Source organism: Sinorhizobium kostiense, assembly GCF_017874595.1.
In the GTDB taxonomy this organism is placed as follows: Bacteria; Pseudomonadota; Alphaproteobacteria; order Rhizobiales; family Rhizobiaceae; genus Sinorhizobium; species Sinorhizobium kostiense.
In genome coordinates this window covers 13,156-37,994 of sequence record NZ_JAGILA010000001.1, presented here as the reverse complement: position 1 = coordinate 37,994, position 24,839 = coordinate 13,156, and the positions used below count along the sequence as shown (strand labels likewise).

Below are 24,839 nucleotides of genomic sequence, written 5' to 3'. Positions count from 1 at the left end.
AGGCCGATCTAAGGTGTCCTGCCCGAGCGAACGGTCATGAATGAAGGTGCCGAGGAGGGCTCAGCCTGCGTAAGGAATCTTCTGTTTTTCCTCAGTTGCGGCGTCGGCCGCCGCTGTCAACTTTGTAGGGAAAGGCTTGCGCCGCCTGCGAGCCTCCTTCCAGACCATCAATAGAATGGTAAGAAAATAGCCGACCTGAATGAGCACCGCGCAGATTAGGGTTTGAACCACCGTCGCGGAGAGCGAGCCTGTGAGGTAGTAGGTCGTGACGGCGAAAGCCGCCAAAGCGCCGACCATGCTCACAAAAAAACGCGGTGCGAACATTCGGCTATCCTATTCTCCCCATTTCAGATGAGACCATGATAGGCCATCACCCGCATGCTACTACTATATTAGTGGTGCCTTTACTCTTCAACACCTGATCCGCACACGATCTTATCCGAGAAATCTTTCCGGGGCCTTTATCGGGAAAAATCAATTGGATCTTCCCGGAATACGCAACCTAAAGTATGTCCGCTAATTCTTTATGCGTGCGGAACGCAAGAGGGGGACGGGAGCCGCATGACTCGCGTCGAGAGCCCCCCAGATTAAAGGGGTACAGGGGAACTCCTTCTGTTTGCTTCGTCTTTTTGATTTTCGCGACCTCGGGCTTGCGATCAACTTTTGTTACAGCCGTGGGCGCGCCGGGCTCAGAAATGTGCATTGCAAAATAATGTTGCGCTGCAAAAAACCCTCGGAAATTGCGCTTCATCAAATCCAGTGGGGGCGGGGACCACCAGCCAATCGAGTGTAAAGCTGACAATGTAAGTAAAATAAGCGACTTCTCTTAAACAACGCGCCGTGTCCGTGCTTAATTGCGTCGACTGCATGACTAACATATCCTAATTGCAATCTTATATGTTTGGATTTAAATTTTTGCCAATATTTTGACGTTCGGGTGATGCCGAATTCCCCGTCAGCGAGGGCACCGGCGGGCGCCATCTTTTGGCCTTCAAAAAACAAAATCTAACCATACACTCGCTTTAGATGGCCCCGTCCCGCGGGACCGACAATCGCAAAACGTAAATGGAGTCACCTCTATGAAGTCCGCGACACACTCGGCCAGTTCGGCATTTCTGGGCTCACAGAGAAAGGGGGAAGGCGGGCCAATTGGCGGAATGTCGAAGCGAAGTTTCGATATTCTGTTGGCTTTCCTGGCACTCCTCGCTCTCAGTCCGATTTTCCTGCTCATCGTGGCTCTCGTGAAGCTGTCAGATGGCGGAAGCGTATTCTATGGGCACCGTCGAATCGGGCACAACGGCCAAGTTTTCAGATGCCTCAAGTTCCGTACGATGGTGGAGAACGGCGATCGGCTGCTCCAGGAGTATTTCCGGGAGAATCCTGCCGCCTATGAGGAATGGCGCACGACCCGTAAACTTCAGGAAGACCCGCGTGTTACCGTCGTCGGCAGTGTCCTGCGTAAGCTTAGCCTTGACGAATTGCCCCAACTCATCAACATCATTCGCGGGGAAATGAGCATCGTCGGCCCGCGCCCGGTGGTCGAGGACGAGCTTGAGCTCTACGATGCGGCTGCCGTATATTATCTGCGCTCCCGGCCCGGTCTGACTGGCCTTTGGCAGGTGAGCGGCCGAAACGATGTCTCATATGCCGCCCGTGTGGCCTTTGACATGCACTACGTCCAGAATTGGTCACTCCTTGCCGATCTTGTCATCGTCTTCAAGACCATACCCGCCGTGTGCTTCTCCCGCGGCAGCTACTGAAATCCTTGGTGTTGGCCGCTGCGGCCAAGACCACGCCAATCAATGAGAAGGGCGAAAATGCCATCCATTAAAAAACCAGGGAGACGCTGCGGTCCCGGCATGCTTCTCCAGTTTGCCCGTGCCGCGATCTGCGTGGCAACCGTCTTCTGCGGGGTCGCGACGGCATCGGCTGAAGAATATCGACTGGGCGTCATGGACAAGTTGCGGGTCCGGGTCGCCGAGTGGCAGACCGCCGAAGGCGCCGTGCGCGATTGGGGAGCCGTCAGCGGCGAATACACGGTCGGCTCCTCGGGCAGCATTTCGCTGCCCTTTGTTGGAGATCTGCCCGCCTCCGGCAGGACGACGACGGAACTCGCCGAAGAGATCGGCGTCAAGATACAGACGCTCTTCGGTCTTAGGGACCGCCCGTCGGCCTCGGTCGAAATGGCGCAGTATCGGCCGCTGTATCTCCATGGAGAGGTGCAGACCCCGGGCGAATACCCATTCGCGCCAAATCTCACAGTGTTGAAGGCGGTCAGCCTTGCAGGCGGATTGCGGCGCGCCGACAGTGGTCAGCGTTTCGCCCGCGACTTCATCCAGTCAAGCGGCGAATCCGCAGTGCTGGTGGCCGAGCGCAACCGGCTGCTCATTCGCCGCGCACGCCTGCGGGCGGAGATCGGCAACCGCGATGAGGTGACACTTCCAACGGAGCTGAAGAACGTTCCTGGCGCCAACGAGCTGCTCGCCAGCGAACGCGCGTTGATGGAATCGCGTGACAAGCGTCAGAAGCGGCAACTCGCCGCACTCGGTGATCTAAAGTCGCTGCTCCAAAGCGAGATCGAGTCGCTGGCCAAGAAAGCCGAAACGCAAGCCCGCCAACTCGAACTGGCGATGCAGGACCGCGACAATGTCGACAGTCTCGCTGACAAGGGGCTAGCGCTCGCCCAACGCAAGCTTTCCCTGGAGCAGCGGGTAGCCGACGTCCAATCGTCGCTGCTCGACATCGACACGGCGTCGCTGAAGGCGAAGCAGGAAATGAACAAGGCGACGCAGGACGAAACAAACCTCCGCGACGACTGGGACGCGCAGCTTGCCCAGGAATTGCAGAACACCGAGGCGGAGCTCGACGCGCTGACGCTGAAGCTCGGCACCAGCCGGGATCTTATGGCTGAGGCCCTGATGCAATCGGCAGAAGCGGCGCAACTCGCCGAACAGAGCCTCAACGTCAGCTATTCCATCATTCGCGAGAAGGATGGTAAGCCGGCTGAGATCGCTGCCAGCGAGAACACGCCGGTCCTGCCTGGTGACGTCATCAAGGTCACTGCGGCGATGGCGATCCGGTGAACAGGCATGAGGATCTCGAAGGCGAGCCTCGTTACTCCCGGGGCGAATGGGCTTTACGGTACCGCAGCCATAGCCCTTTCGCTCTTCGTGTTCGCCTACTCGACCCGGTTTGGCCCGACATCGATCCTGTTCTACTACGGCCTCTGGTTTCCGCTCATCCTTGTCGACTACCGCAAGGTTCTCGGTAGCTACGGCAAATATCTCTGGATCTTCGCCTTTGCGGTTTTCGCCTGCGTTTCCATGTTCTGGTCCGCCGCGCCGGGGGTGACGCTCCGCGCCAGTATCCAATATCTGAGCCATATCGTGTGCGCGCTGATTGCCATGCGGACGATCGACATCCGCACGCTTGCACGGGGCACGGTGGTCGGCGTTACGATCGTGCTCCTCTATTCGCTGCTGTTCGGCATCTATCATTACGACCCGCTCGACGGCACATACAGTTTCGTCGGCGCATTCGCCTCGAAGAACCAATTGGGGTTTTATGCCTCGCTTGGCGTCTATTTCGCCTTTGTCGCGCTGTTTACCCTCGGTGAAAGGGGTATGTGGATCGCCGCGGCCCTGGGCGCCGCAGCGATTTCGGCCTATTCGCTTTTCGCTTCACAATCGGCGACATCGATCATCACGGCGGTTGCGATCATCGCGCTCGGTCTTGGAATGCGAGCGATAGCGGCACTCAGGCCTGCAAATCGACAAGCTCTGTTCCTGGCGATCTCCGCATTCGGCGGCATTGCTGCCGTCGCTTTGATCTATGGCGGCGCTCTCGATATCGTCTTGGGGGCCTTTGGCAAGAATTCGACGCTGACCGGGCGCACCTATCTGTGGCAGGAGGGTATCGAGGCGGCCAAAGCGTCACCGATTTTCGGCATCGGCTACCAGGCCTACTGGGTGCAGGGCTTCTCCGAGGCGGAGCGGCTGTGGGAGGAGTTCTACATAACGGCGCGCAGTGGCTTTCATTTCCACAACACATACATCGAGACTGCCGTCGAGACGGGATTGATCGGTCTCGTGCTGTTGAGCCTTGTGCTGCTGATGGCCTTGTTTGGGCAATTGAAGCGCGTGCTTTCGGCGGAACGCCATGTCGAGGCCATGGTGCTTTTCTGCATTTCGGTGCTGCTTCTTATCCGCTCCTTCGTCGAAGTCGACATCCTGAACTCCTATCATGTCGGTTCATTCCTGCTCTATTTCACCGCAGGAAAACTGACGATAGTGCGCCGACAGCCGCTCGTGACCTGGATTGGTCCGGCCAGGAGCCATCCGCTCATGGGCGCCAGTTCATTACATTCGCCGCACGGCGCCAGGTGATTTCCACCCGCCTTTGCTCTACAGCGCCGCGCGCCGTTCTAGACGCGCAAAAGGCGCTGTGCTGGTAACTCTTGGAACCAGCTAGCCGTTTCTGCGTGAATGCCAGTTCCACGCCGATTCGGTGATCGCCGCGAGATCATATTGCGGTTCCCATCCGAGCACTTGGCGGGCCTTGTCATTGTTGGCGACGAGCGTCGTGGAATCGCCCTCGCGCCGGCCGACATAGGCAACATCGAACGGGCGCTTCGCAACCGTTTCGATCGCCGTCAGCAGTTCCCTCACCGTCGTGCCCGTGCCGGTTCCCAGATTGAGCTCGACGCTCTCGCCGCCTGCGAGCAGGTAGTCGACGGCGCGCACATGCGCATCGGCGAGATCAAGCACGTGAATATAGTCGCGCACGCAGGTGCCGTCACGCGTATCGTAGTCGGTTCCGAAGACCTTGAAGCCTTCGCGACGGCCGAGCGCCGCCTCGATCGCAAGCGGGATCGCGTGAGTCTCCGGTTCGTGCCATTCGCCGATGCGGCCTTCGAAATCGGCGCCTGCGGCATTGAAATACCGCAGCATGACGGAGCGAAGGCCCTTGTAGAGGCCGTAATCCTTCATCGCCTGCTCACAGATCCACTTCGTCCGGCCGTAGGGATTGATCGGCGCCTGCTTGTGCATCTCATCGATGGGCACGCTGTCCGGCAGGCCATAGGTGGCGCAGGTCGACGAGAAGACGAAGGCATCGATGCCCGCGGCAAGCGTCGCCGACAGCAGGGTCAGCGTACCGATGACGTTGTTGTCGTAGAAGGCGACCGGATCCCTGACAGACTCGCCGACCTCGATCATGGCCGCAAAATGCAGGATCGCGCTTGGTCGATGCCGGTCGATGACCTCGTCGAGGCGCTGCCGGTCGCGAATATCGCCCTTCTCCAGAACACCCCAGCGGACGAACTCCTCATGGCCGTTCGAGAGATTGTCGTAGACCACCGGCTTATAGCCCTTCTCGGCAAGCCGAAGACAAGTATGGGAGCCGATATAGCCGGCGCCGCCGACGACGAGGATGTTGTTGTTCAGCACGAGAAACCTCAGAGAATGACGCATGGAATATTGATTGCGGCTACACGCCTGCCAATGAATAACGGCGATTTTCCAACAGATTGTGAAAGTCGGCGTTCGATCGACCGCTGGACTGTGGTGGTCGCCGTTTCAACTCACTTAATCCCGGTGGTCGGCATGGCCTTCAGGCGCCCTCCGAAATTCCACCAGAGGTGCTGCGACGGCCATTCACAAAGTCGGTTCTTTGGCCTAAAAGGCGCTCAGGTAACACTCCGGTCGCAGCCTACCCGGTCAAAACAAGGACACCTGCCATGAAAACCATCGTAATCTGCTCCGGCGGATTGGATTCCGTTTCGCTTGCGCACAAGGTCGCCACGGAACGCGAGCTTGTCGGCCTGCTTTCCTTCGACTACGGGCAGCGCCACCGTAAGGAACTGAATTTCGCCGCCGCCTGCGCAAAGCGCCTCGGGGTGCAGCACCAGATCATAGACATTCGCGAAATCGGTCGCCATCTCACCGGTTCGTCCCTGACCGACGACGTCGCCGTGCCGGACGGGCATTATGCCGAAGAAACGATGAAGACGACGGTCGTGCCGAACCGGAATGCCATAATGCTGGCGATCGCCTTCGGCGTTGCTGCTGCCCAGAAGGCTGATGCCGTCGCGGCTGCCGTCCACGGCGGCGACCACTTCATCTATCCAGATTGCCGTCCCGGGTTCATCGCGGCCTTCCAGAAGATGCAGAACCACGCGCTCGAGGGATATGCGAACGTCACGCTTTATGCCCCTTACGTCCATGTTTCCAAGGCCGATATCGTCGCTGACGGAGCGAAGCACCGCACGCCCTTTGCCGAGACCTGGTCCTGCTACAAGGGTGGGGTGCGCCATTGCGGCCGGTGCGGCACCTGCGTGGAGCGGCGCGAAGCGTTTCACCTCGCGGGGGTTGCCGACCCGACGGATTACGCAGATCCGGATTACTGGATTGCGGCCACCGGCGCCTTTGCCGCCGAGGAGGTGAAATGATGTTCCGCATCACCAAAGAATTTCATTTCTCCGCCTCGCATCAGTTGAAAAGCCTGCCGCCGGACCATCAATGTGCGCGGCTGCACGGACACAATTACATTGTCGAAGTCGAATTATCCGCCGAAACCCTGAACGAGCATGGTTTCGTGCGCGACTACCATGAGCTCCAACCGCTGAAGCGCTACATCGATGAGGCTTTCGACCACCGTCACCTGAACGACGTGCTCGGCCACGACCGCGTGACCGCGGAGTGCCTGGCACAGCATTTCTATGAATGGTGCAAGGCGCGGCTCCCGGAAACGACGGCTGTGCGTGTCAGCGAAACGGCCAAGACCTGGGCGGAATACCGGCCATGACCGCCGCACGACCCGCCGAAATCCGCGTCAGCGAGTTATTCGGGCCCACGATTCAGGGCGAGGGAGTTCTGATCGGGCTGCCGACGGTGTTCGTCCGCACCGGCGGTTGCGATTACCGCTGCTCCTGGTGCGACAGCCTTCACGCCGTCGACAGTCGCTACCGCGAAGAATGGCGCGCTATGTCGACGGAGGATGTTTGGCGCGAGGTCACGCGGCTGTCCGGTGGCACACCACTGATGATTTCGCTGTCGGGGGGCAACCCCGCCATTCAGCCCCTTGGCGAGTTGATCGGCCGCGGCCATGAAGAGGGCTACGGTTTCGCCCTGGAGACGCAAGGGTCGGTCGCGCGCGACTGGTTCGCCGACCTCGATGTTTTGGTGCTGAGCCCCAAGCCCCCTTCGAGCGGCATGGAAACGGATTGGGACGCCTTTGACGCCTGTCTTCGGGCGTCGGGAGACAAGCCGCTGGTGGTGATGAAGGTAGTCGTGTTCGACGAGGCGGACTATGCCTATGCGCGGGCCGCGGCCGCTCGCTACCCGCAATTGCCGCTCTATCTGCAGCCCGGCAATCATACGCCGCCACCGCCCGAGGACAGCGATGCGCCGATCGACATCGATGGGGTGATGGAGCGGATGCGCTGGTTGGTGGCGAGGGTTACCGAAGACAGATGGTTCGAAGCGCGTGTGCTGCCGCAATTGCACGTCCTCCTGTGGGGGAACAAGCGCGGCGTGTAAGCCGTTCTTCACACGCTCGTATCGGTGGTTGCTGGATCCCCTTTCGGCCCTCACGCTCATGATTTCAGCTCTTTCGACCTGAAATCGTAAGTGTATCAATTCCGGGAAGTTAGCGCGGGATGAGGGTCTGACCCGCGCACAGTTTTCCTCATCCCACGTTAAGGCGCATCATTTCGGCTTGTCCGTGTTACAACAATGACATAAAACGTTACCGCCGTGTTAACGGCGCCTGTCACCCGCACTCCACATCGAATTCGCAAGAATTTAATGCCTTGAGAAGGAGACATTTATGTCCATTTCCCCCTCCCATATCGGCGCACAGGCCTCCCTCTTGCCCGCTAGCAATATTGCCGTCCGCGTCAGGGCCGCTCGCGAGGCTGTCGGTTACAGTGTTGAAGACCTTGCCGTCACCTGTGGCCTTACCAGTGTCGAGATCAACGAGATCGAAAGCGGCAGCGATCACGATCCGGCGAAACTGAAACGCATTGCCGGCGCGCTCCAGGTGCCGCTTTCCGACTTCTTCCCGGCTGAAGTATAGTCTCGTGCCGGCCGGACCGCCCATATTTTCCTGATCCGCGCTGCGCCGGCCGGCGAGAACCCTCACTTTCCGGATAGAAGGCTGGCGATATTCCGAATGAGAGTCGCGCCGTCGAACGGCTTTGTCAGGCGGGGCAGCGCCCGATAGCGTTCGGGCAGATCCGACACTGCGTAGCCGGTCAGCAGCAGCACGGGTACGCGTCGTTCCAACAGTGCATCGACCAGTGGATAGCCGGGTTCGCCGCGCAAATTGAGGTCCAGGGTCGCCACCTCGAAGTGTTCCGTCCGTAGAGCAGCGAGGGAGGAAGCGAGGCTGGTGAATGGACCGACTACCATGTACCCTGCTGCCGCGAGATCCTCCTCTATCTGTAAGGCGACCAGAAATTCGTCTTCGACGACGAAGACGCGACATGGCTCGGCCGGCGTCATGGGAAAGCTCCCCCCGGATGCGGGAGGTCGATCGTGCATTTCAGCCCCTGCGGCGCGAATTCGAGGTGCACCTCGCCGCCCAAGTCCGGGGCGAGGACTCGCTCCAGTAGCAGGCGGCCAAAACCGTTGCGCTTTGGCGCAAGGACAGGCGGCCCGCCCGTTTCCCGCCAGCAGATCCGCAGTTTTTTCTCTTGCGGATCGAGGGCCCACTCGATTTCAACACAGCCGCCCTGCGTCGATAGCGCCCCGTGCTTCTCCGCGTTTGTGGCGAGTTCATGCGCGGCCATTCCGAGGGTGAGTGCATGTTTCGGTGGCAACATCGTCCTCGGTCCACGCAGCGTGATGTTGTTCGTGTCCGCGTCCTGGTATGGCGACAGTTCGTCCGAGAGCACCGTTTCGAGCGAAACTCCGGACCAATTCGCCTCCGCAAGGCGTGTGTGCGTTTGCGCCAACGCGCGGATGCGGGCATCGAAAGATCTCTGCGCCTCGTGCGCATCCGGATTGGTCGAAAAGGACTGGCGCGCGATCGAGTTGACGATCGCAAGCGTGTTCTTGACCCGATGGCTGAGCTCGGCGACCAGAAGATTGCGCTGGGACTCTGCTTCCTTTCGTTCGGTGATATCCATGCAGACGCCGGCAAGCTTTACCGGACGCCCGGGTCCGGGCACCGAAAACTGCCCGAACGCCTCCATCCACCGGATCGTGCCGTCGGCAAGCCGGATCCGGTAGACGACATGATAGTTCTGCTTGCTCTCCAGGGCCCTTGCGATTTCGAGTTCGACAAGCGGGAGGTCGTCAGGATGAATGTCCCGCTTGAAATCGGCAAAGGTGCCGCCGAAGGTGCCCGGTTCGAGGCTATGAAGCGCCTCCAGCCCAGGTGACCATATCACCTCACCGGTAGCCGGGTTCCATTCCCAAGCCCCCATTCGCCCGGCCGCAAGCGCAATCTGGAGCCGCTGCTCGCTCTCCTGAAGGGCCTCTTCCGCCTGTTTGCGCTCGGTTATGTCCACGGATGCCGCCACCGCGCCGATCACCTCGCCAGCAGCATCGCGCAATGGTGTCGCGTTACCCAAGAGGTAACGCGACGAACCGTCGTCGAAACGGATTTCCTCTTCGAAATTTGGGACCTCCTCACCGCGCGCTGCCCTCTGCACAGGCATTTCCTCGGCAGTCAGCAGCCGCCCCTCGGAGAAGATTTCGAAGTTGTCGGGCCGTTCGCCGGCTGGCGCCGACAGCGAGAGATTGGCGTCGTCCGGCTGCCGCAGGAGCTCATAGGCGGCTCGGTTGCCGCTGATGACCCGGCAATCGGGGGTGCGCGCAATCCAGATCGACGCGGGCACCGCCTGCATGATTGCCATCAATTCGGCTGCTCGGGCTCTCTCCAGCGCTTCCTTGCGGCGCAGCAGCGCCTGCGCGCGCTGCCTCGCATCTTCAGCGCGGAGGCGCTCGATGCTGAAGCCGAGCTGCCGCGCAATCGTCAGGGCCACGCTGATCTCGTTGGCGGTGAAGGGATGCGGCAGGTCATAATAGGTCATGAACTTGCCGATGAGCCGTCCTTCGGCGACGAGTGGAATGAAGCCGAGTGCGGCTATGCCCTCCGCCGCGATCACCGATCTGAGTTCTTGCGCGATATCGGAGAGATTGGTGTCTTCGATGAATATCGGCTCGGGATCCACTGCATCGACGGTCCAGGGAGAGTGGCCATCGACGGCCTGCCGGTATTCCTCGGAGAGGCCGCGCCAGGCGACGAAGCGCATCCTTTCGGACTTGTCGAAGAGCAGTATCGAGGCGCGGTTGCACGAGAGTGCGCTTTGGATGGCATCCAGCGACGCCTCGTAGATTTCTGCAATGTCTTTTGAGCGTTGCTGCCTTTGGGCGAGGCTGTAGAGGGCAGCCTGTTCGCGCAGGCGCGCCGTCAACGCCTCCGCCGCCCGCTTGGTTTCGCTGATGTCGCGCGCGATCTTCGAAGCGCCGATGATGCAGCCGCCAGCATCACGCACGGGCGAAACGGTCAGGGAGATGTTGACGAGGCTGCCGTCCTTGCGCTGCCGCAACGTCTCGTAGTGGTCGATACGCTCGCCTTTGCGGATCCGGCTGAGGATGTTCGGCTCCTCGTTCTCGTAGCCGGGCGGCATCAGAAGCGTGATCGATTTGCCGATCACTTCATCGGCCGTGTATCCGAAAAGGCGTTCGGCACCCTTGTTCCAACTGGTGACGATGCCATTCAGATCCTTGGAGACGATGGCGTCGTCGGAGGATTCGACGATTGCAGCGAGGTATCGGGAGTCTTCCTCCACCCTTTGGCGATCGGTAATGTCGACAAGCAGATTGACGGCACCTGTGAGTGTCCCTGTCCTGTCGAAGATCGGGGTTGGGTGTGAGAGAAGGAGGACCACCGTACCGTCCGGCCGAACGGCGAGCAATTCCTGGCCCCTGGCCGGGCGGCCCGTCTTCAGCGCCATGGCCATCGGGCATTGATCGTGCGGCAGCGCCGTTCCGTCGGGCCGTCGAAGCTCCCATGTCACGCACCAGCGGTCCCTCCCCAAGATCGGCTTTCGTCCGGCGAGATCTGCCGCGGCTGCGTTGAAATAGGTGACGTAGCCGTCTGCATCGGTCATGTAGACGGCGAGCGGAAGGGTATCGAGCGCGGTGCGAAAATCCGGTAAGTCCGACATCCCGGCATCACCTGCCAGGCATGTGTGCACAACATCCGCGCTGTTCATAGTTCCCCCTCCGAGGCGCCCTAACGCGAAAAAACGCCGGCGGCTGTGGCTTTGTTCCGGATTGCCACGAAAGGAGTAGGGCTGTCGTGCCATAGTCGCAACACAGGGCTGCGCTAGATTCGGCATTCCATTATTAGAAGTTGCGAAAATGAAGTCTGGATCCGCAGCGCGGAGAGGCTCACCACCAAAGCAGGAGATTATTCGATGAGCAGATTTGTGCTGAACGCGGTGGGCAAACCGCTCTACTACAGTGGCAGTTCCACGGCATGGTTCTCCGCCACCGGATCAGGTCCCGTGCTCTACGGTACGGCCGGCAACGATTCGATGTGGGGGGACGCTTCCGTGAACGTCACCATGATCGGCGGCAAGGGCGACGACATCTATTATCTCTACTCGTCGAAAAACCGCGCCTCTGAAGCGGCGGGCGAGGGCGTCGACACGATCAGCACCTGGATGAGCTACACCTTGCCGGAGAATTTCGAAAACCTGACCGTCACCGGCGACGGCCGCTTTGCCTTCGGCAATGACCAGGACAACATCATCAAAGGTGGTTCAAGCCGTCAGACGATCGATGGCGGCGACGGCAACGACGTCCTGATCGGTGGGGGAGGCGCCGACACGTTCGTCGTAGCCCGCGGCAATGGAAGCGACCTCATCACGGACTTCAACTTCGATGACATTGTCCGACTCGACGGCTACGGGTTCACGTCCTTCCAGCAAGTCCTCGCCAATGTGGCCCAGGAGGGCATGGATCTCAGGCTGCACCTTGCAGACGGCGAGAGCCTGGTATTCAGGAACACCACAGCCGATCAGTTGCAGGCGAGCCAATTCAGGCTGAGCCTCGACCGCTCCGTGCTGACGCAAACGTTCGCCGACGACTTCGACACGCTGCAACTCCGCGATGGCACGAGCGGTGTCTGGGAACCAAAGTTCTGGTGGGCACCCGAAAAGGGGGCGACGCTTACCGGAAACGGCGAGCTGCAATGGTACATTAATCCAAGTTATGGGCCGACAGCATCCGCCAATCCGTTCTCCGTGCAGAACGGTGTTTTGACCATCACGGCAAAGCCGGCATCCGAAGCGGTCCAGGCGGAGATCAACGGCTATGATTACACTTCCGGGATGCTGACGACTCACTCATCCTTCGCCCAGACCTACGGTTATTTTGAAATCCGGGCGGACATGCCGGACGACCAAGGCGTCTGGCCGGCTTTCTGGCTGCTGCCGGCAGACGGTTCCTGGCCGCCCGAACTCGACGTCGTGGAGATGCGCGGACAGGATCCGAACACCATTATTGCTACCGTGCATTCCAACGAAACCGGCTCGCAGACCAGCACGGCCAGCACGGTGAAGGTGGCCGATACCAGCGGCTTCCACAAATACGGAGTGCTTTGGACGGAAGACGAGATCGTCTGGTACTTCGACGACGCGGCGATCGCACGGGCCGATACGCCGGCGGACATGCACGATCCGATGTATATGATTGTCAACCTCGCCGTCGGAGGGATCGCCGGTACGCCGAGCGACGGGCTTGCCGACGGATCCGAAATGAAGGTCGACTACATCAAGGCCTATTCGCTAGACGCGGACTGGCAGATCTGATCCCAAGCGCCGCGCGTCGTTCTCTTCAAATCGAGGTCGATTTAAGGAGACGTGCAGTAGCGTAGCGAGGTAGCCGGCAGCGCCTTGGCTGCCGGCTTGAGCCGAGTTACTTCTGGATGCAGGTGTCGGCCGTGTCCTTGGTGCATTCGTCGAGTCCGGTATAGACCGGATCCTCGACGGGCTTGCCCTCAATCAGGTCGAGCATGACCTGCGGTGCCTTGTAACCCATCTCGAAAGGCCGCTGACCGACGAGTGCCGTCACCAGGCCTTCTTTGGCGATAGCCACTTCCTCGCCGATGGTGTCGGCCGCGCCGATGACGAACTCGTTCTTGGCGATCTTGTCCGCCATCGGTCTGAACAGGTCGCGATAGGGCTGCGGAGCCCCGAACAGGGGCCAACCGCCCATGATCCCAAACGCGTCGAGGTCAGGATTGGCGGCCAGGATGTCGGTCATTGCCTGCACGCCCCGCGCTCCATCGTCATTGGTGAAGACCGGGCAGCCTGCCACTTCCGTCCAGCCGCCTTCTCCCTTGAGTTCTGTGAGCCCCTTCTGGCCGGTCAGGGCGTCGCGCATGCCTTGGGCGCGGCGCAGGATATTGTCGGCACCGGGATTGCCTTCGATCGTGCAGATCTTGCCGCCGTCCGGTTTCGCCTGTTTGATATACTCGCCGATGCGATAGCCCATCTGGTAATTGTCGGTTCCCAAATAGGTTTTGCGCAGTGACGAATCCTCAGGGGCGAGATCGGCGTCGACCGTCATGACAGGTATGGTCGGGTTGGCGGTCTTCAGGGTCTGGGCGATCAGCTTGGCATTGGACGGGGAAATGGCGATCGCGGCCGTAGTGGATTTGCTCAGCATGTCCTGGACGATCTGTGCCTCGCCCGCCTCATCCGAGGTCGAGGCTGGCCCGGTATAGAAGCACTCATACTCGGAGTCCTTGTTCTCACCGTTCCACTTTTGGCAACCCTGGTTGATCGCTTCGAAGAACGGGTTGTCGAGGCCTTTTACGACGATGACAAGCTGCTTCTTCTGAGCCAGAGCCGTGCCCGCGCTTAGCGCGAGGACGGCTGCGGCAAGCAATAATGCCTTCCTCATTCTCTCCTCCCTTGAACGAACGGACATCCGTGTCCGCGACGAAATCAACCCGGGTACCAGACGATCCGCGGATCACTCTCCGCGCGCTCATATTGCCAGGCCGAGTCGATAAGCTTTTTGAGATCGTAGTCGGGCTGCCAGCCCAACAGGTATTTGGCTTTGCTGTTGTCCATCCAGTTCGAGTGGAACCGGCTAGGTATGTCCACGGACCCAAGGCCGCGCGTGCGGTCGAGATAGTCCGCGACTTCGCCGTAATCGACGGGCCGGTCCATAGAGATGTTGAAGAGCTGCCGCACCGCGCGGGGATTATCGATCGCCGCCATGATCGCCGATACCAGGTCGGCCACATGCACGAAGTTGCGTTTGAGCGGTCGCCCGTCGGCATCGCGCAATAGCGGCACAGTGCCGTCGCTCGCATATCGCTTGGCATCCGCCTCTGGAACCATCATCTTCCAGTCGGGTCCGCCGAAAACGTCGTCTCCGAATGACAGGGAATATTTGAAGTCATCCTTCTCCATGATCCAGGGTGCGCGCAGGCAGCAGCCGTTCAGATCGTATTGCGTGCCATATTGCTCAAGCATGACCTCCTCGAGCACCTTCGAAAGAGCGTAGCAGCCGGGATAGGCGCGGTGTGCAGCGGCCTCGGTGATCGGCCCGTCATGGCGGTAGTAGAAATGGCCTATGCCAGCATCGCCGCCGATGAGAATGAACTGCCTGGCGGTCGCGCTCAAGCGGAATTCTTCGAGCAACCAGAACAGGCCTTTGACCGTCACGTCCATGACCTGGTCGGGGGTTTCCTTGCAGGTGGCGAGATGCACCACATGGCTGACGCCCGCGATTGCTCGAGCCGCGATCTCGCGATCGGCGATCGAGCCGCGAACCACTTCGACACGGTCGGTTTCGGCGGGCACGCGATTATGGCAAAGCGCACGGACGCGCGCCTTCGGAAAACGCGGATCGTCGAGCAGCGCCGCGATGAGGTGTCGCCCGACCTTGCCCGTTGCGCCGGTGACAAGGATCAGCATGCTCTCCTCCCGCTGACAGCTAATATCCGCTTGCGCCGAACGTCAACGGATATTTGTATTACAATATGGCTTTATCGCCTATACGGCCTAAATTGGTAGGACAATTGATTGACGGTGTTACGTGCTTTTGCATAAATGGATGCGTCGCTCTCCGGGAGGAGTCGGGGTCAGCGACCAAAGCGACGACTCCGCTGCGACGCATGTCGAGAGTCGTGCTTGGCCGTGGATGGGAGGCTAGACGGCTGTGGCGGTTCTTGAACTCGCCAATATTTCCAAACATTTCGGCGCTATCCAGGCGGTCAATGATGTTTCGCTCGCGCTCCATGCGGGCGAGGTCGTCGGCCTCATGGGTGACAACGGCGCCGGCAAGTCCACGCTCGTCAAGATGATCGCCGGCAATTTCCGTCCGAGTCATGGCACGATGCGGATGAATGGCGCTGAACTGGTCCTTCATCGCCCCGTGGAAGCGCGCCAGCACGGAATCGAGATCGTCTATCAGGATCTGGCGCTTTGCGACAATCTGACAGCGGCGGCGAATGTTTTCCTGGGCCGCGAATTGCGCCGGGGCGTTGGGCCGTTGCGCGTCCTCGACTACAAGGCGATGTATCGTCGCGCCGGCGAGATATTCAAGGAACTGAAATCGGAGACCCGGCCGCGTGATCTCGTCAAGCAGATGTCAGGCGGTCAGCGGCAGGCCGTGGCGATCGCGCGTACGATGCTTTCCGAGGCGAAGATCGTGCTGATGGACGAGCCGACGGCGGCGATTTCCGTCCGACAGGTGGCGGAAGTGCTGAACCTCATCCGTCACCTGCGCGACAGCGGCATCGCCGTCGTGCTGATCAGCCACCGCATGCCCGATGTCTTCGCTGTCGCGGACCGCGTCATCGTGATGCGGCGCGGCAGAAAGGTCGCCGACAAGCCGATTGATGCGAGTTCGCCAGAAGAAGTTACGGGGCTGATTACCGGCGCCATCGAACAGGTGTGAGCTGGCGCGCCGAGGAAATTGTGTGCGGTTTTTCCCCTGTCCCACGTCAACTTCTCGGAGTCGATCACGTCATGAAACCAGTTTCGCCCGACCTATAAAATAATCGTGATCTATTGCCGGAATGGGAGAGCGCAGCCATGGCAATTACGTTGGATCGGGAAATCGGCCAGAGACAGAAGACCTGGGTTGGCTCGATACTGTCGAGCCAGACGTTCTGGGTGCTGATTGCCGTCATCCTCGCCTGCATCTTCCTGTCCTTTGCGACCGACACCTTCGCGACGACGCGGAATTTCTACAACATCACCCGCAATTTCACCTTTGTCGCGATCATCGCCCTTGGCATGACGCTGGTCATCATCACCGGCGGCATCGATCTCTCCGTCGGATCCGTGCTCTGTCTGTGCAGCATGGTCCTCGCGGTCGTCATGAATGCGGGTTACGGCCTTGAGGTCGGCGTCGCCGTCGCCATCGGGACGGCACTGCTCATCGGGGCATTCAATGGCGTATTGATCGCCTATCTGGACTTCCCGCCCTTTGTGGTGACACTCGGAATGTTGTCGATCGCGCGCAGCCTGGCGATGGTCGTATCGAACAATTCGGTCGTTTTCCAGTTCGGCCCCGACCACGATCTGCTTCTCTCTATCGGCGGCGGCGCTTGGTTCTTCGGCATCGCCAACCCGGTCATCTTCATGATCGTGCTGGCGCTCCTCACGGGGTTCGTGCTGCGCTGGACGCGGTTCGGCCGCTATGTCTTCGCCATTGGCGGCAACGAGCAGGCAGCGCGGCTGACGGGCGTGCCGGTCAATGGGATCAAGGTGACCGTCTACATGGTCTCCGCGCTCGCCGCGGGTGTCGCAGGTATCATCCAGACCGGCTGGCTCGGCGCCGTTACCACAAACATCGGTGCGGGCATGGAGCTCCAGGTCATCGCTGCGGCCGTCATCGGTGGCGCCAATCTCGCCGGCGGGGTCGGCACGGCCTCCGGGGCTCTCATCGGCGCCGCGCTGATCGAGGTCATACGCAACAGCCTCGGCCTGCTCGGGATCAGCGCTTTCTGGCAAGGAACCTTCATCGGCGGGGCGACCGTGCTGGCCGTCCTCTTCGATCGAATCCGAAACCTGCGGCAGAGCGAATAATACCCGTGGAGTTTCCGGCAAGCAAAGCCGAAGCTTCAGCCTTTGGCGAGGATGCGCTGCATCTCTTCCAGTGCGGCTTCGAATTGCGGGTCGCGCCCGGCGGCATAGGGCAGGCTGAACGGAACCGTTATATCCGGCTCGACACCGCGTCCTTCGAGCCTTACCCCGTTGTCGATCACCGCGTCCGACACCGCGATCTCCAGAAGGCTGTCGTCGGGCAGGAGATAGGCGCGCCCGGCAAGTAGCGCCCCGGCAGAGCGCGTTCCCACGAGCGGAATGCCATTTGCCTTTAGGGAATAGGCAAAGAGCTCAAGTCCGCTTCTCGCGCCCTCATCGATGATGGCGACGACCGGCCGGCGCCAGCGCACGTTCGCAAGAGTATCCCTGCCGCTCCGGGAAATCAGCCGAAAGGTCGGGACGCCACCGACGAACAGTTCGGCCGCGTCGGCCGGGCCGCCGCCCCACCGGCCGCGCAGGTCGACGATGACGCCCTCGGCATCCTTCAGTCGGCCCGTAGCAAGCGCTCGGGCGACGGCTTCAAGGCCGTCGGAGGTGGCGAGTGTCCAGAGGCGCAAATAGCCGATACGCCGACCGTCGCGTTCCTCGACTGCGATGCTCTCTTCGATGGCCTTCGCGAAAATGCGCAGTGGTCGCATGCGCTCGACGGAGACCGGGAGGGTGATGGGTGGGGCATCGCGGTTGCGGCGCAACTTGATGTCGACTGTTTTGCCAGCCTTGTTGCGGAATGACTCGATCTCACGGTAGGGCGCGCCGTCGACGGAAAGGAGTTCATCCCCGACCCGAATGCCCGCTCTGTCCGCCGGAGTGCCGTCATAGACGTCGCTGACGAAACGAACGCCATCTTGTATGCGCGTGACCATGCCGATGCCTTCGAAGCTAACCTCGCCGTCGGGAGGGAAGAGGCGCTTCATCTCGTCGCGGATCGCGAAGCGGAAGATGTCTGCGAGTTCGTAGTAGGCGATCGTGTCCGGCAGAAAGCGGCCGGTATGCGACGCGTCGAGACTCGCCAGGACAGTGTCGATTGCCTCGTCGAGCCTGTCCTCCGGGCTTCCCGCCGTCAATGGCGCGCGTCCGTCCTCGGTTTGCCGTCTCACGGTTTCGCCGAAGCGGTCGACGGCGGAGGCGTCGTAAAAATTGTCCACCACCAGTTCGACGGCGCGGTCGAATACAGGATGACCGGACAGCGGCGGATCAAGGGCCCAGCCGTGGCTGGGCACCGACAAGATCAGGAGCGAGAAGGTAAAAACGCCAAGAGTCTTCACGTCAATCGACCGGCTTCATTGCTTTCAAGCGGTTCAGTATCCGGAACAGCGCGGCCGCATTGAGACTGAAAACAAAACGCCAACACAATATTGCGTGAAGGGAGCGTGTTCGCTCGACAGCGCTTTGTGTTCAAAATCGCAACCCCATATGCGGGATTTCGATGCGTCGTGGAGACAGGCGACGTCCGGCGCTTTTAACGGCGGGTCAGGCCTGCACATCCGGCTTGCGATGGCGTAGATGTCCGAAGCGGAAGCCGCCGGTGGCGGCTGCCCGCACCATCATCATCTCTCCGATGTTTTCATGCGTCATCAGACCGACGAGCCGGTTGAGGCTGTCCACGACGGCGACTGCCGGGGAATTGGCTTCCTGCATCAGGCGCAGGCTCTCCTCGAGCCGCTTTCGGAAATGGATCGTCGGCACATCTCGGCGCATCGCGCGCACGACCGGTGTTGCCGCCCCTGTCTCCTTCAGCGTGCGGATAATGTCGTCGCGTGTGAGAAGTCCCTCGAAATGGCCCGCGCTGTCGACCACCGGGAATTCACGCTGGGTGGTGGCGAGCAGAGTGTCGATCGCCTCGTCAATGTCCGCCGACCGTTCGAGCCTTACGAATTCGGTAATCATCACATCGCCAACGAGGACGCTCTCGGAGACCTCTCGGATCTGCGCGTTCTGTGCTTCCGCGGTCGCCGCGAGATATACGAAAATGGCAATGAAGATCAGCAGCGGATTGTAGAGAAGCCCAAGAAAACCAAAGACGAAGGCAAGGCCTTGGCCGATCGTGGCTGCGATCTGGGTCGCGCGCGACCAGCTCAGGCGCGAGGCAAGCGCCGCACGCAGTACGCGGCCGCCATCCATCGGAAAGGCCGGGATCATGTTGAAGAGGACGAGAAATACGTTGACGCTGGCGAGCCGCGCGAGAAAGCCCAGTTGGGGATTCTCGATGTCTGCGATCTGTTCCAGACCGACCGTCGTGCCGAGCAGGAGAAGGATGACAGCGGCGATCGCCACATTGACCAGCGGGCCGGCGATAGCGATCAGGAATTCTTCCTTCGGCTCCTCCGGCATGCGCTCGAGGCGGGCGACCCCGCCGATCGGCAGCAGGGTGATATCCGGCGTCTTGATGCCGTATTGGCGCGCGACGGCGATGTGTCCGAACTCATGCAGCACGACACAGAGGAACACTGCGAGGACAAAGGCGATGCCTTCCATCGCGGCCGGCGTGCCGCCGATCCGGTAGTGCATGAACCATATCCATGCGAGCAGCAGCGCAAAGGTGATGTGCACGCGCAATGCCGTGCCAGCGATCGTTCCGATCTTGAAGGACCAACCCATGGGCGATGCGCTCCTCTCGCGTGCCGGCTCTTTTTCCCGAGCCAGTCCGAGTTTACGCCGATGGCCGCAAGTTGACACCATCTGAACAGAGCCGCGCCATGCGATCCGCCTGCTTGCGATCAATTCATTCTTGGCGGCACAAACAGGCAGATGGTCCTGCCGCGGTCATCGCCGGCCGTCGAGCACCAATGATATTCGCCATCCGGCGAAATGCGTACGCGCCTATCGGAGTATGGGAGCACCTCGCCCGTCGAATTGATGATGTAACCCTGAGGTCGCTCGCTAATCGCGGTAAAGCTGACGTGGCGGCAGTCGAAATTCGAGCAGCATGAGTTTGGATAAGTCCAGCCGCTGGGTGCGTCATGGGCATGCGAAACAGCGGCTATTGACAGTCCGACGAGCACCAAGAAAAGTCGCATAGCGATCTCCTTCACAGCGGGACGTCGACGGGTTATATTCAGATCCCGCTCTAACCAACTGGAATCGATCACTTTTTGATCTAAAAAAATGCCGACGAAGAACAATGGGTGATCGACAAGGAACGGTCGCCAATTCTCCAACGAGAAACACGGTCCAGAACCGACAGGCGTTCTTCAATGCTATAAATCGCTGGATCGTCGAATTGATCCACCAATCGCCGTTACATTCTGAATCGGGCGAATTGACGTTCTTGAGGCTGAATGCGGTAACGGTCGAGAAGCCTGATTGACCTACCCAATGGCGTTCCGGAACAATCAGAACTGGTGAGCCTGTAAGGCGTCGCTTTCGCCTTCTACGAGTTCCATCGGCCACAGGCGATTAGGCGGCGCATCCGGATAGTGATACGCGAATGCGGGCATGCTGGAAAGCAAGGTCTCGGCAAGCGCTATACCGAGATCGTGCAGCGACAGGCGAAAGCAGGTGAGCGACGGCGAGAGAAAATTGGCTTGTGGGCTATGGCGGCCGATCACCGCAATGTCAGCTCCCGGCCTGACGCCGGCCTCCAAGAGGGCCCTGTACAAGCCGGTCGCGATCGTTTCGTTGATCAGGACGATTGCGGTCGGGCGCTCCTCAAGCGCCAGAAGGTCACGACCGATTTGATAGCCTCCGGCTTCATTGGGGGTCGAACGAAATATCAGGCTCTCATCGAGGATGAGGCCGTGTGCGCTGAGCGCCTGTCGGCAGCGCTCGACAAAGACATAACCGAGATTGGCGTCATTATGCGGCAGCGTGATCGCGATGCGGCGATGTCCGCGCGCAACCAGGCGATCGATGGAGGCTTGCGCCATGCCCTCGAAGTCAAGGTCCAGCCACGGCTGGCCGGCGTCGGTGAGGGTGCGGCCGAGCGTGACGAAGGGGATATTGCGCTCGGCCAGCAGTTCGACCCGGGGGTCATGCCGCCGCGTTGCGGAAAGGATCAGGCCGTCGGCAAAGCCGCGGGCCACGGCGCGGCGCAGGTATTCCGTCGGGTCTTCCTGGGACGAGCATAGCAGGGCGACGAGATCCAGCTTGTGCCGGGCGAAGACTTCCTGCACACCGTCAAAGACGCTCATGAAGAAGGTGTCGCCCTGGCCGGTAATCTCCGACCCGGTCTGGATCATGAAGCCGATGATATTGGTCGTTCCCTGCCTGAGGCTTCGGCCCGACTGGTTCGGGACATAGCCGAACTGCCTTGCCGCCTCCAGCACGCGTTTACGCGTTTCCTCCTTGACATCGGGACGTCCGTTGAGCGCACGCGAAACGGTTCCGATCGAGATATCGAGATGCTGCGCAAGCCGGCGAATTCCCTTCATCTCGAAGCCTTCCCTCCTCCCACGGCCTGCTCGTGCCGGAATTCCTATTGACATGTTTTGAAAACACCGCATAGTTCCGTAAACGTTTACGGTCGCTGGAGCAAGGCGGATTTCGTAGACGTGCGGGAGGAGAATCGTGATCTTGCGAGCAGTTCTGTGCGGGTGCGGAGCTATGGCCAGGGGGTGGCTGAAGGCGATTGCCGCAGACCATGACCTTCGCTCGGTGATCCGCATCGTGGGCCTCGTCGACGTGAATCCCGACGCCGCCTCGACGCTTGCCGCCGAGTTCGACATCGCCGATGTCGCGATCGGCTCCGATCTCGCGGCGGTGCTCGCGCAAACGCAACCCGACATTCTCTTCGACGTCGTCGTTCCTTCCGCGAGGCTGGATGTGGTCTCCGCCGGGCTCAGGCACGGATGCCACGTACTCAGCGAAAAGCCGATGGCGACTTCGCTCGAGGACGGGCGGGAGCTGGTCCGGTTGGCCACCGAGACAGGCAGGCTTCACGCGGTCGTCCAGAACCGCCGCTTCGTCCCTGGCGTGCGCCGCATCCGCCGTTTCATCGAAGGCGGCGCGATCGGCGATCTCACAGCCATCCATTGCGACTTCTTCATCGGTGCGCATTTTGGCGGCTTCCGCGAAGAAATGGAGCATGTGCTGCTTCTCGACATGGCGATCCATACTTTCGACGCCGCCCGCTTCATCGCCGGAACGAGGCCGATCGCCGTCTATTGCCGCGAAGAAAACCCGCGCGGCTCCTGGTACGCGCACGGCGCGGCCGCCACCGCCATATTCGAACTGGCGGACGACTTGACCTTTACCTATCGCGGCTCCTGGTGCGCGGAGGGCGCAAACACAAGCTGGGAAAGCGAATGGCGCATAATCGGCACCCGCGGCACGCTGCTCTGGGACGGAGCCGAGAATTTTCGGGCCAAACGGGTCGCTGGTACCGAAGGCTTCCTTCGCGACCTGGAGCCGATCGAGGTGCCGGAGCCGGACGATCTCCGCCAGACGCAGGGGCATGCCAGCGTCATCGCCGACTTCGTCGCGGCAATTCGCACCGGCCGGCACCCCGAAACGGCGAGCGACGACAATATCAACAGCCTTGCCATGGTCCTTGCGGCGATCGAGAGCGCCCGCAGTGGACAGCGGGTCAAAATCTAAACGAGGCAACCGATGAGCAACCCTGCCAAATCCATTCGCATCGGCACCATGGTCAGCGCCACCAGCGGCGAGGCGGCCAAGCGGATCGCTGAGATCGCCGACCTGGGTTTCGAAAGTTTCGAGCCGTTCTTTTGGCAGACGACGAACGGCCAGGATCTGGCCGAGCTCGGCAAGCGCTGCCGCGAGGCGATCGGCGACCGAGACATCACGATCTCGACGATCGGCATGTTCGGCAATCCGCTGGAAGAGATGGAGATGGATCTGCAGACGCTACAAGGCTGGCGGGATTGCATCGACAACGCCCACCACTTTGGCGCCAACTGCGTCGCGGGCTTCACGGGCCGCATCCGTAACCGCCCGCTCACCGACAGCCTTCCACGTTACCGGAAAGTCTGGCGGGAGCTTGCCGCGCGCGCTGCCGACAAGGGCGTGAAGATCGCCTTCGAGAATTGCGCCATGGACGGCAATTGGGGAAGCGGCGACTGGAACATCGCCCATAATCCGGACGCCTGGGAACTGATCTTCAACGAGACGCCGGATGATCACATCGGGCTTGAATGGGAGCCGTGCCACCAGATGGTCTATCTGATCGACCCGCTGCCGCAGATCCGCAAATGGGCGCACAAGATCTTCCATGTGCATGGCAAGGACGCGACGATCCGCTGGGACGTGATCCGCGAGCACGGTATCTTCGGCAAGGAGAAATTCGTATTCATGCGCACGCCCGGTTTCGGCGACAGCAACTGGACCGACATCATCTCGGAGTTGAGGCTCGCCGGCTGGACCGGCTCGATCGACATCGAAGGCTGGCACGATCCGGTCTACCGCGACGCGTTGGAGATGACCGGCCAAGTGCATGCGCTCAACTATCTCAAGAACTGCCGGGGAGGCGAGTTCGTCGCCGATCCGGCCTGAGGACCGCCCGTCGGCCGGAATGGAGGAATGCCGGCCGCGGGACAACACGAGAGGAGGATTTCATGCGTGTTAGCAGACGTGTAATGCTGGGCGTGATCGCCTTAGCCAGTATTTCCCTGCCGGCTTTTTCCGCGCAGGCGGAGGATGTAACCATCACCGTCTGGTCGCTGGACCGGGACATCCAGCCGGCTCCAAACTTGATCAAAGATTTCAACAAGCTCAATACCGGCATCAAAGTCGAATACCGCCAGATCCAGTTCGATGATGTCGTCAGCGAGGCAATGCGAGCCTATTCGACCGGTCAGGCGCCCGACATCATCGCCGTCGACAATCCGGAGCATGCGCTCTTTTCCTCGCGCGGCGCCTTTCTCGATCTCACCGACATGATCGCCAAATCCTCGGTGGTGAAGCCGGAGAACTATTTCCCGGGGCCGCTTGCGTCGGTGACCTGGGACGGCAAACTCTACGGCATCCCCAAGGCAACCAATACGATCGCGCTCTATTACAACAAGGACATGTTCAAGGCGAAAGGCCTTGACCCGGAGCAGCCGCCGCAGACCTGGGATGAACTGGTGGAAGCGGCGCGCAAGCTGACCGACCCGGCGGCGAATGTATATGGGCTTGCCTTTTCCGCCAAGGCGAACGAGGAAGGGACCTTCCAGTTCCTGCCCTGGGCGCAGATGGCCGGCGGCGGCTATGACAACATCAATGCCGAGGGTGCGGTGAAGGCACTCGATATCTGGAAGACGATCATCGATGAAAAACTCGCGTCGCCGGATAGCCTGACGCGTGGCCAATGGGATTCTACCGGCACCTTCAATTCCGGCAATGCCGCGATGGCGATTTCCGGCCCTTGGGAACTCGACCGGATGATCCAGGAGGCGAAGTTCGACTGGGGCGTGGCGCTCCTGCCGGTCCCCGAGACGGGCGCTGAACGATCCTCCGCGATGGGCGATTTCAATTGGGCGATCTTTGCCAGCACAGAGCACCCGGAAGAAGCCTTCAAGGTCCTCGAATTCTTCGTTTCGCAGGACGACAGGATGTTTAAGGATTTCGGCCAATTGCCGGCCCGCTCCGACATCGCCATCCCGCCGACCGGCGAACCGTTGAAGGACGCGGCGCTTCAGGTCTTCCTCGAACAGCTGAAATACGCCAAACCCCGCGGTCCGCATCCGGAATGGCCGAAGATATCCAAGGCGATACAGGACGCCATCCAGGCGGCTCTGACCGGACAGATGAGCTCCAAGGAAGCGCTCGATCAGGCGGCCGAGAAGATAAAAGCGGTCCTTGGTTGAGACAG

Annotated in this window: 23 protein-coding genes; 13 read left to right on the top strand and 10 right to left on the bottom strand. The window is 60.5% G+C overall.

The window, feature by feature from the left end; genetic code table 11:
- Positions 1-60 precede the first annotated feature (60 nt).
- Complete coding sequence (locus J2Z31_RS00160) at positions 61-324, bottom strand: exopolysaccharide production repressor protein (protein WP_408022000.1); 264 nt, start codon at positions 322-324, stop codon at positions 61-63.
- A 755-nt stretch (positions 325-1,079) separates the two neighbouring features.
- Here J2Z31_RS00160 and J2Z31_RS00155 point away from each other — a divergent pair.
- The 3 genes from J2Z31_RS00155 (at position 1,080) to J2Z31_RS00145 (ending at position 4,385) form a co-directional block, all read left to right on the top strand.
- Positions 1,080-1,760, top strand: coding sequence for a sugar transferase (locus J2Z31_RS00155; RefSeq protein WP_209599863.1), 681 nt, complete (start codon positions 1,080-1,082; stop codon positions 1,758-1,760).
- Positions 1,761-1,859: 99 nt separating this feature from the next.
- Positions 1,860-3,083, top strand: coding sequence for a polysaccharide biosynthesis/export family protein (locus J2Z31_RS00150; protein ID WP_408022013.1), 1,224 nt, complete (start codon positions 1,860-1,862; stop codon positions 3,081-3,083).
- Between the two features lie 6 nt (positions 3,084-3,089).
- On the top strand, positions 3,090-4,385 hold the full coding sequence (locus J2Z31_RS00145) for an O-antigen ligase family protein (RefSeq protein ID WP_209599861.1): 1,296 nt from the start codon (positions 3,090-3,092) through the stop codon (positions 4,383-4,385).
- Between the two features lie 81 nt (positions 4,386-4,466).
- On the opposite strand, the gene galE is transcribed toward J2Z31_RS00145, so the two are convergent.
- On the bottom strand, positions 4,467-5,471 hold the full coding sequence (gene galE, locus J2Z31_RS00140) for a UDP-glucose 4-epimerase GalE (protein ID WP_209599860.1): 1,005 nt from the start codon (positions 5,469-5,471) through the stop codon (positions 4,467-4,469).
- A gap of 266 nt (positions 5,472-5,737) precedes the next feature.
- Between galE and queC the strand changes: the two genes are divergently transcribed.
- The 4 genes from queC to J2Z31_RS00120 all read left to right on the top strand — a co-directional run bounded on the left by queC (position 5,738) and on the right by J2Z31_RS00120 (position 8,076).
- Positions 5,738-6,448, top strand: coding sequence for a 7-cyano-7-deazaguanine synthase QueC (queC, locus tag J2Z31_RS00135; RefSeq protein WP_209599859.1), 711 nt, complete (start codon positions 5,738-5,740; stop codon positions 6,446-6,448).
- Complete coding sequence (gene queD, locus J2Z31_RS00130; RefSeq protein WP_209599858.1) at positions 6,448-6,804, top strand: 6-carboxytetrahydropterin synthase QueD; 357 nt, start codon at positions 6,448-6,450, stop codon at positions 6,802-6,804. The genes queC and queD overlap by 1 nt, the downstream gene beginning before the upstream one ends.
- Positions 6,801-7,538 carry a 7-carboxy-7-deazaguanine synthase QueE gene (gene queE, locus J2Z31_RS00125; protein WP_209599857.1) on the top strand — a complete coding sequence of 246 codons (738 nt, stop codon included), beginning with the start codon at positions 6,801-6,803 and terminating at the stop codon, positions 7,536-7,538. The genes queD and queE overlap by 4 nt, the downstream gene beginning before the upstream one ends.
- 289 nt (positions 7,539-7,827) lie before the next feature.
- Positions 7,828-8,076 carry a helix-turn-helix domain-containing protein gene (locus tag J2Z31_RS00120; protein ID WP_209599856.1) on the top strand — a complete coding sequence of 83 codons (249 nt, stop codon included), beginning with the start codon at positions 7,828-7,830 and terminating at the stop codon, positions 8,074-8,076.
- 62 nt (positions 8,077-8,138) lie between these two features.
- Here the strand turns inward: J2Z31_RS00120 and J2Z31_RS00115 are convergent, their stop codons facing one another.
- Together J2Z31_RS00115 and J2Z31_RS00110 are read right to left on the bottom strand one after the other, a co-directional pair.
- Positions 8,139-8,504, bottom strand: a complete 366-nt coding sequence (locus J2Z31_RS00115) for a response regulator (RefSeq protein ID WP_209599855.1) — start codon at positions 8,502-8,504, stop codon at positions 8,139-8,141.
- Positions 8,501-11,179 (bottom strand): PAS domain S-box protein, encoded by a 2,679-nt coding sequence (locus J2Z31_RS00110; protein WP_408021999.1) that lies wholly within the window; start codon positions 11,177-11,179, stop codon positions 8,501-8,503. Before J2Z31_RS00110 ends, J2Z31_RS00115 begins: the two co-directional genes overlap by 4 nt.
- Positions 11,180-11,431: 252 nt before the next feature.
- On the opposite strand from J2Z31_RS00110, the gene eglC reads away from it, so the two are divergent.
- The gene (eglC, locus tag J2Z31_RS00105) at positions 11,432-12,829 is read left to right on the top strand and encodes an endo-1,3-1,4-beta-glycanase EglC (protein WP_209599853.1); all 1,398 of its coding nucleotides are present in this window, start codon (positions 11,432-11,434) and stop codon (positions 12,827-12,829) included.
- Positions 12,830-12,935: 106 nt separating this feature from the next.
- On the opposite strand, the gene J2Z31_RS00100 is transcribed toward eglC, so the two are convergent.
- Both J2Z31_RS00100 and J2Z31_RS00095 read right to left on the bottom strand, forming a co-directional pair.
- Positions 12,936-13,925 (bottom strand): sugar-binding protein, encoded by a 990-nt coding sequence (locus J2Z31_RS00100; protein WP_209599852.1) that lies wholly within the window; start codon positions 13,923-13,925, stop codon positions 12,936-12,938.
- Between the two features lie 44 nt (positions 13,926-13,969).
- Positions 13,970-14,950 (bottom strand): NAD-dependent epimerase/dehydratase family protein, encoded by a 981-nt coding sequence (locus tag J2Z31_RS00095; RefSeq protein ID WP_209599851.1) that lies wholly within the window; start codon positions 14,948-14,950, stop codon positions 13,970-13,972.
- A 244-nt stretch (positions 14,951-15,194) separates the two neighbouring features.
- Here J2Z31_RS00095 and J2Z31_RS00090 point away from each other — a divergent pair, with 244 nt between their 5' ends.
- Both J2Z31_RS00090 and J2Z31_RS00085 read left to right on the top strand, forming a co-directional pair.
- A complete protein-coding gene (locus J2Z31_RS00090) occupies positions 15,195-15,935 on the top strand; it encodes an ATP-binding cassette domain-containing protein (RefSeq protein WP_209599850.1) in 741 nt (246 codons plus the stop codon).
- A 137-nt stretch (positions 15,936-16,072) separates the two neighbouring features.
- Positions 16,073-17,071, top strand: coding sequence for an ABC transporter permease (locus tag J2Z31_RS00085; RefSeq protein WP_209599849.1), 999 nt, complete (start codon positions 16,073-16,075; stop codon positions 17,069-17,071).
- A 35-nt stretch (positions 17,072-17,106) separates the two neighbouring features.
- Here the strand turns inward: J2Z31_RS00085 and J2Z31_RS00080 are convergent, their stop codons facing one another.
- The 4 genes from J2Z31_RS00080 to J2Z31_RS00070 all read right to left on the bottom strand — a co-directional run bounded on the left by J2Z31_RS00080 (position 17,107) and on the right by J2Z31_RS00070 (position 21,459).
- Entirely contained in the window at positions 17,107-18,360 is a 1,254-nt protein-coding gene (locus J2Z31_RS00080; protein WP_408022012.1) for a S41 family peptidase, read from the bottom strand.
- 199 nt (positions 18,361-18,559) lie between these two features.
- Positions 18,560-19,687, bottom strand: coding sequence for a site-2 protease family protein (locus J2Z31_RS00075; RefSeq protein ID WP_209599847.1), 1,128 nt, complete (start codon positions 19,685-19,687; stop codon positions 18,560-18,562).
- Positions 19,688-19,806: 119 nt separating this feature from the next.
- Positions 19,807-20,106: a hypothetical protein gene (locus J2Z31_RS29080; protein WP_234939271.1), complete on the bottom strand. Its 300-nt coding sequence runs from the start codon at positions 20,104-20,106 to the stop codon at positions 19,807-19,809.
- Positions 20,107-20,421: 315 nt separating this feature from the next.
- Positions 20,422-21,459, bottom strand: a complete 1,038-nt coding sequence (locus J2Z31_RS00070) for a LacI family DNA-binding transcriptional regulator (protein ID WP_209599846.1) — start codon at positions 21,457-21,459, stop codon at positions 20,422-20,424.
- Between the two features lie 133 nt (positions 21,460-21,592).
- Between J2Z31_RS00070 and J2Z31_RS00065 the strand changes: the two genes are divergently transcribed.
- The 3 genes from J2Z31_RS00065 to J2Z31_RS00055 all read left to right on the top strand — a co-directional run bounded on the left by J2Z31_RS00065 (position 21,593) and on the right by J2Z31_RS00055 (position 24,834).
- The gene (locus J2Z31_RS00065) at positions 21,593-22,624 is read left to right on the top strand and encodes a Gfo/Idh/MocA family protein (RefSeq protein WP_328243208.1); all 1,032 of its coding nucleotides are present in this window, start codon (positions 21,593-21,595) and stop codon (positions 22,622-22,624) included.
- A 12-nt stretch (positions 22,625-22,636) separates the two neighbouring features.
- Positions 22,637-23,539, top strand: coding sequence for a sugar phosphate isomerase/epimerase family protein (locus J2Z31_RS00060; protein WP_209599844.1), 903 nt, complete (start codon positions 22,637-22,639; stop codon positions 23,537-23,539).
- A 62-nt stretch (positions 23,540-23,601) separates the two neighbouring features.
- On the top strand, positions 23,602-24,834 hold the full coding sequence (locus J2Z31_RS00055) for an ABC transporter substrate-binding protein (RefSeq protein ID WP_209599843.1): 1,233 nt from the start codon (positions 23,602-23,604) through the stop codon (positions 24,832-24,834).
- Positions 24,835-24,839 lie beyond the last annotated feature (5 nt).

Bases quoted from the DNA above. Each gene is read 5' to 3' on its own strand.
- J2Z31_RS00160 (WP_408022000.1), bottom strand. From the start codon at position 324: ATGTTCGCACCGCGTTTTTTTGTGAGCATGGTCGGCGCTTTGGCGGCT.
- J2Z31_RS00155 (WP_209599863.1), top strand. From the start codon at position 1,080: ATGAAGTCCGCGACACACTCGGCCAGTTCGGCATTTCTGGGCTCACAG.
- J2Z31_RS00150 (WP_408022013.1), top strand. From the start codon at position 1,860: ATGCTTCTCCAGTTTGCCCGTGCCGCGATCTGCGTGGCAACCGTCTTC.
- J2Z31_RS00145 (WP_209599861.1), top strand. From the start codon at position 3,090: ATGAGGATCTCGAAGGCGAGCCTCGTTACTCCCGGGGCGAATGGGCTT.
- galE (WP_209599860.1), bottom strand. From the start codon at position 5,471: ATGCGTCATTCTCTGAGGTTTCTCGTGCTGAACAACAACATCCTCGTC.
- queC (WP_209599859.1), top strand. From the start codon at position 5,738: ATGAAAACCATCGTAATCTGCTCCGGCGGATTGGATTCCGTTTCGCTT.
- queD (WP_209599858.1), top strand. From the start codon at position 6,448: ATGTTCCGCATCACCAAAGAATTTCATTTCTCCGCCTCGCATCAGTTG.
- queE (WP_209599857.1), top strand. From the start codon at position 6,801: ATGACCGCCGCACGACCCGCCGAAATCCGCGTCAGCGAGTTATTCGGG.
- J2Z31_RS00120 (WP_209599856.1), top strand. From the start codon at position 7,828: ATGTCCATTTCCCCCTCCCATATCGGCGCACAGGCCTCCCTCTTGCCC.
- J2Z31_RS00115 (WP_209599855.1), bottom strand. From the start codon at position 8,504: ATGACGCCGGCCGAGCCATGTCGCGTCTTCGTCGTCGAAGACGAATTT.
- J2Z31_RS00110 (WP_408021999.1), bottom strand. From the start codon at position 11,179: ATGTCGGACTTACCGGATTTTCGCACCGCGCTCGATACCCTTCCGCTC.
- eglC (WP_209599853.1), top strand. From the start codon at position 11,432: ATGAGCAGATTTGTGCTGAACGCGGTGGGCAAACCGCTCTACTACAGT.
- J2Z31_RS00100 (WP_209599852.1), bottom strand. From the start codon at position 13,925: ATGAGGAAGGCATTATTGCTTGCCGCAGCCGTCCTCGCGCTAAGCGCG.
- J2Z31_RS00095 (WP_209599851.1), bottom strand. From the start codon at position 14,950: ATGCTGATCCTTGTCACCGGCGCAACGGGCAAGGTCGGGCGACACCTC.
- J2Z31_RS00085 (WP_209599849.1), top strand. From the start codon at position 16,073: ATGGCAATTACGTTGGATCGGGAAATCGGCCAGAGACAGAAGACCTGG.
- J2Z31_RS00075 (WP_209599847.1), bottom strand. From the start codon at position 19,687: ATGGGTTGGTCCTTCAAGATCGGAACGATCGCTGGCACGGCATTGCGC.
- J2Z31_RS29080 (WP_234939271.1), bottom strand. From the start codon at position 20,106: ATGCGACTTTTCTTGGTGCTCGTCGGACTGTCAATAGCCGCTGTTTCG.
- J2Z31_RS00070 (WP_209599846.1), bottom strand. From the start codon at position 21,459: ATGAAGGGAATTCGCCGGCTTGCGCAGCATCTCGATATCTCGATCGGA.
- J2Z31_RS00060 (WP_209599844.1), top strand. From the start codon at position 22,637: ATGAGCAACCCTGCCAAATCCATTCGCATCGGCACCATGGTCAGCGCC.
- J2Z31_RS00055 (WP_209599843.1), top strand. From the start codon at position 23,602: ATGCGTGTTAGCAGACGTGTAATGCTGGGCGTGATCGCCTTAGCCAGT.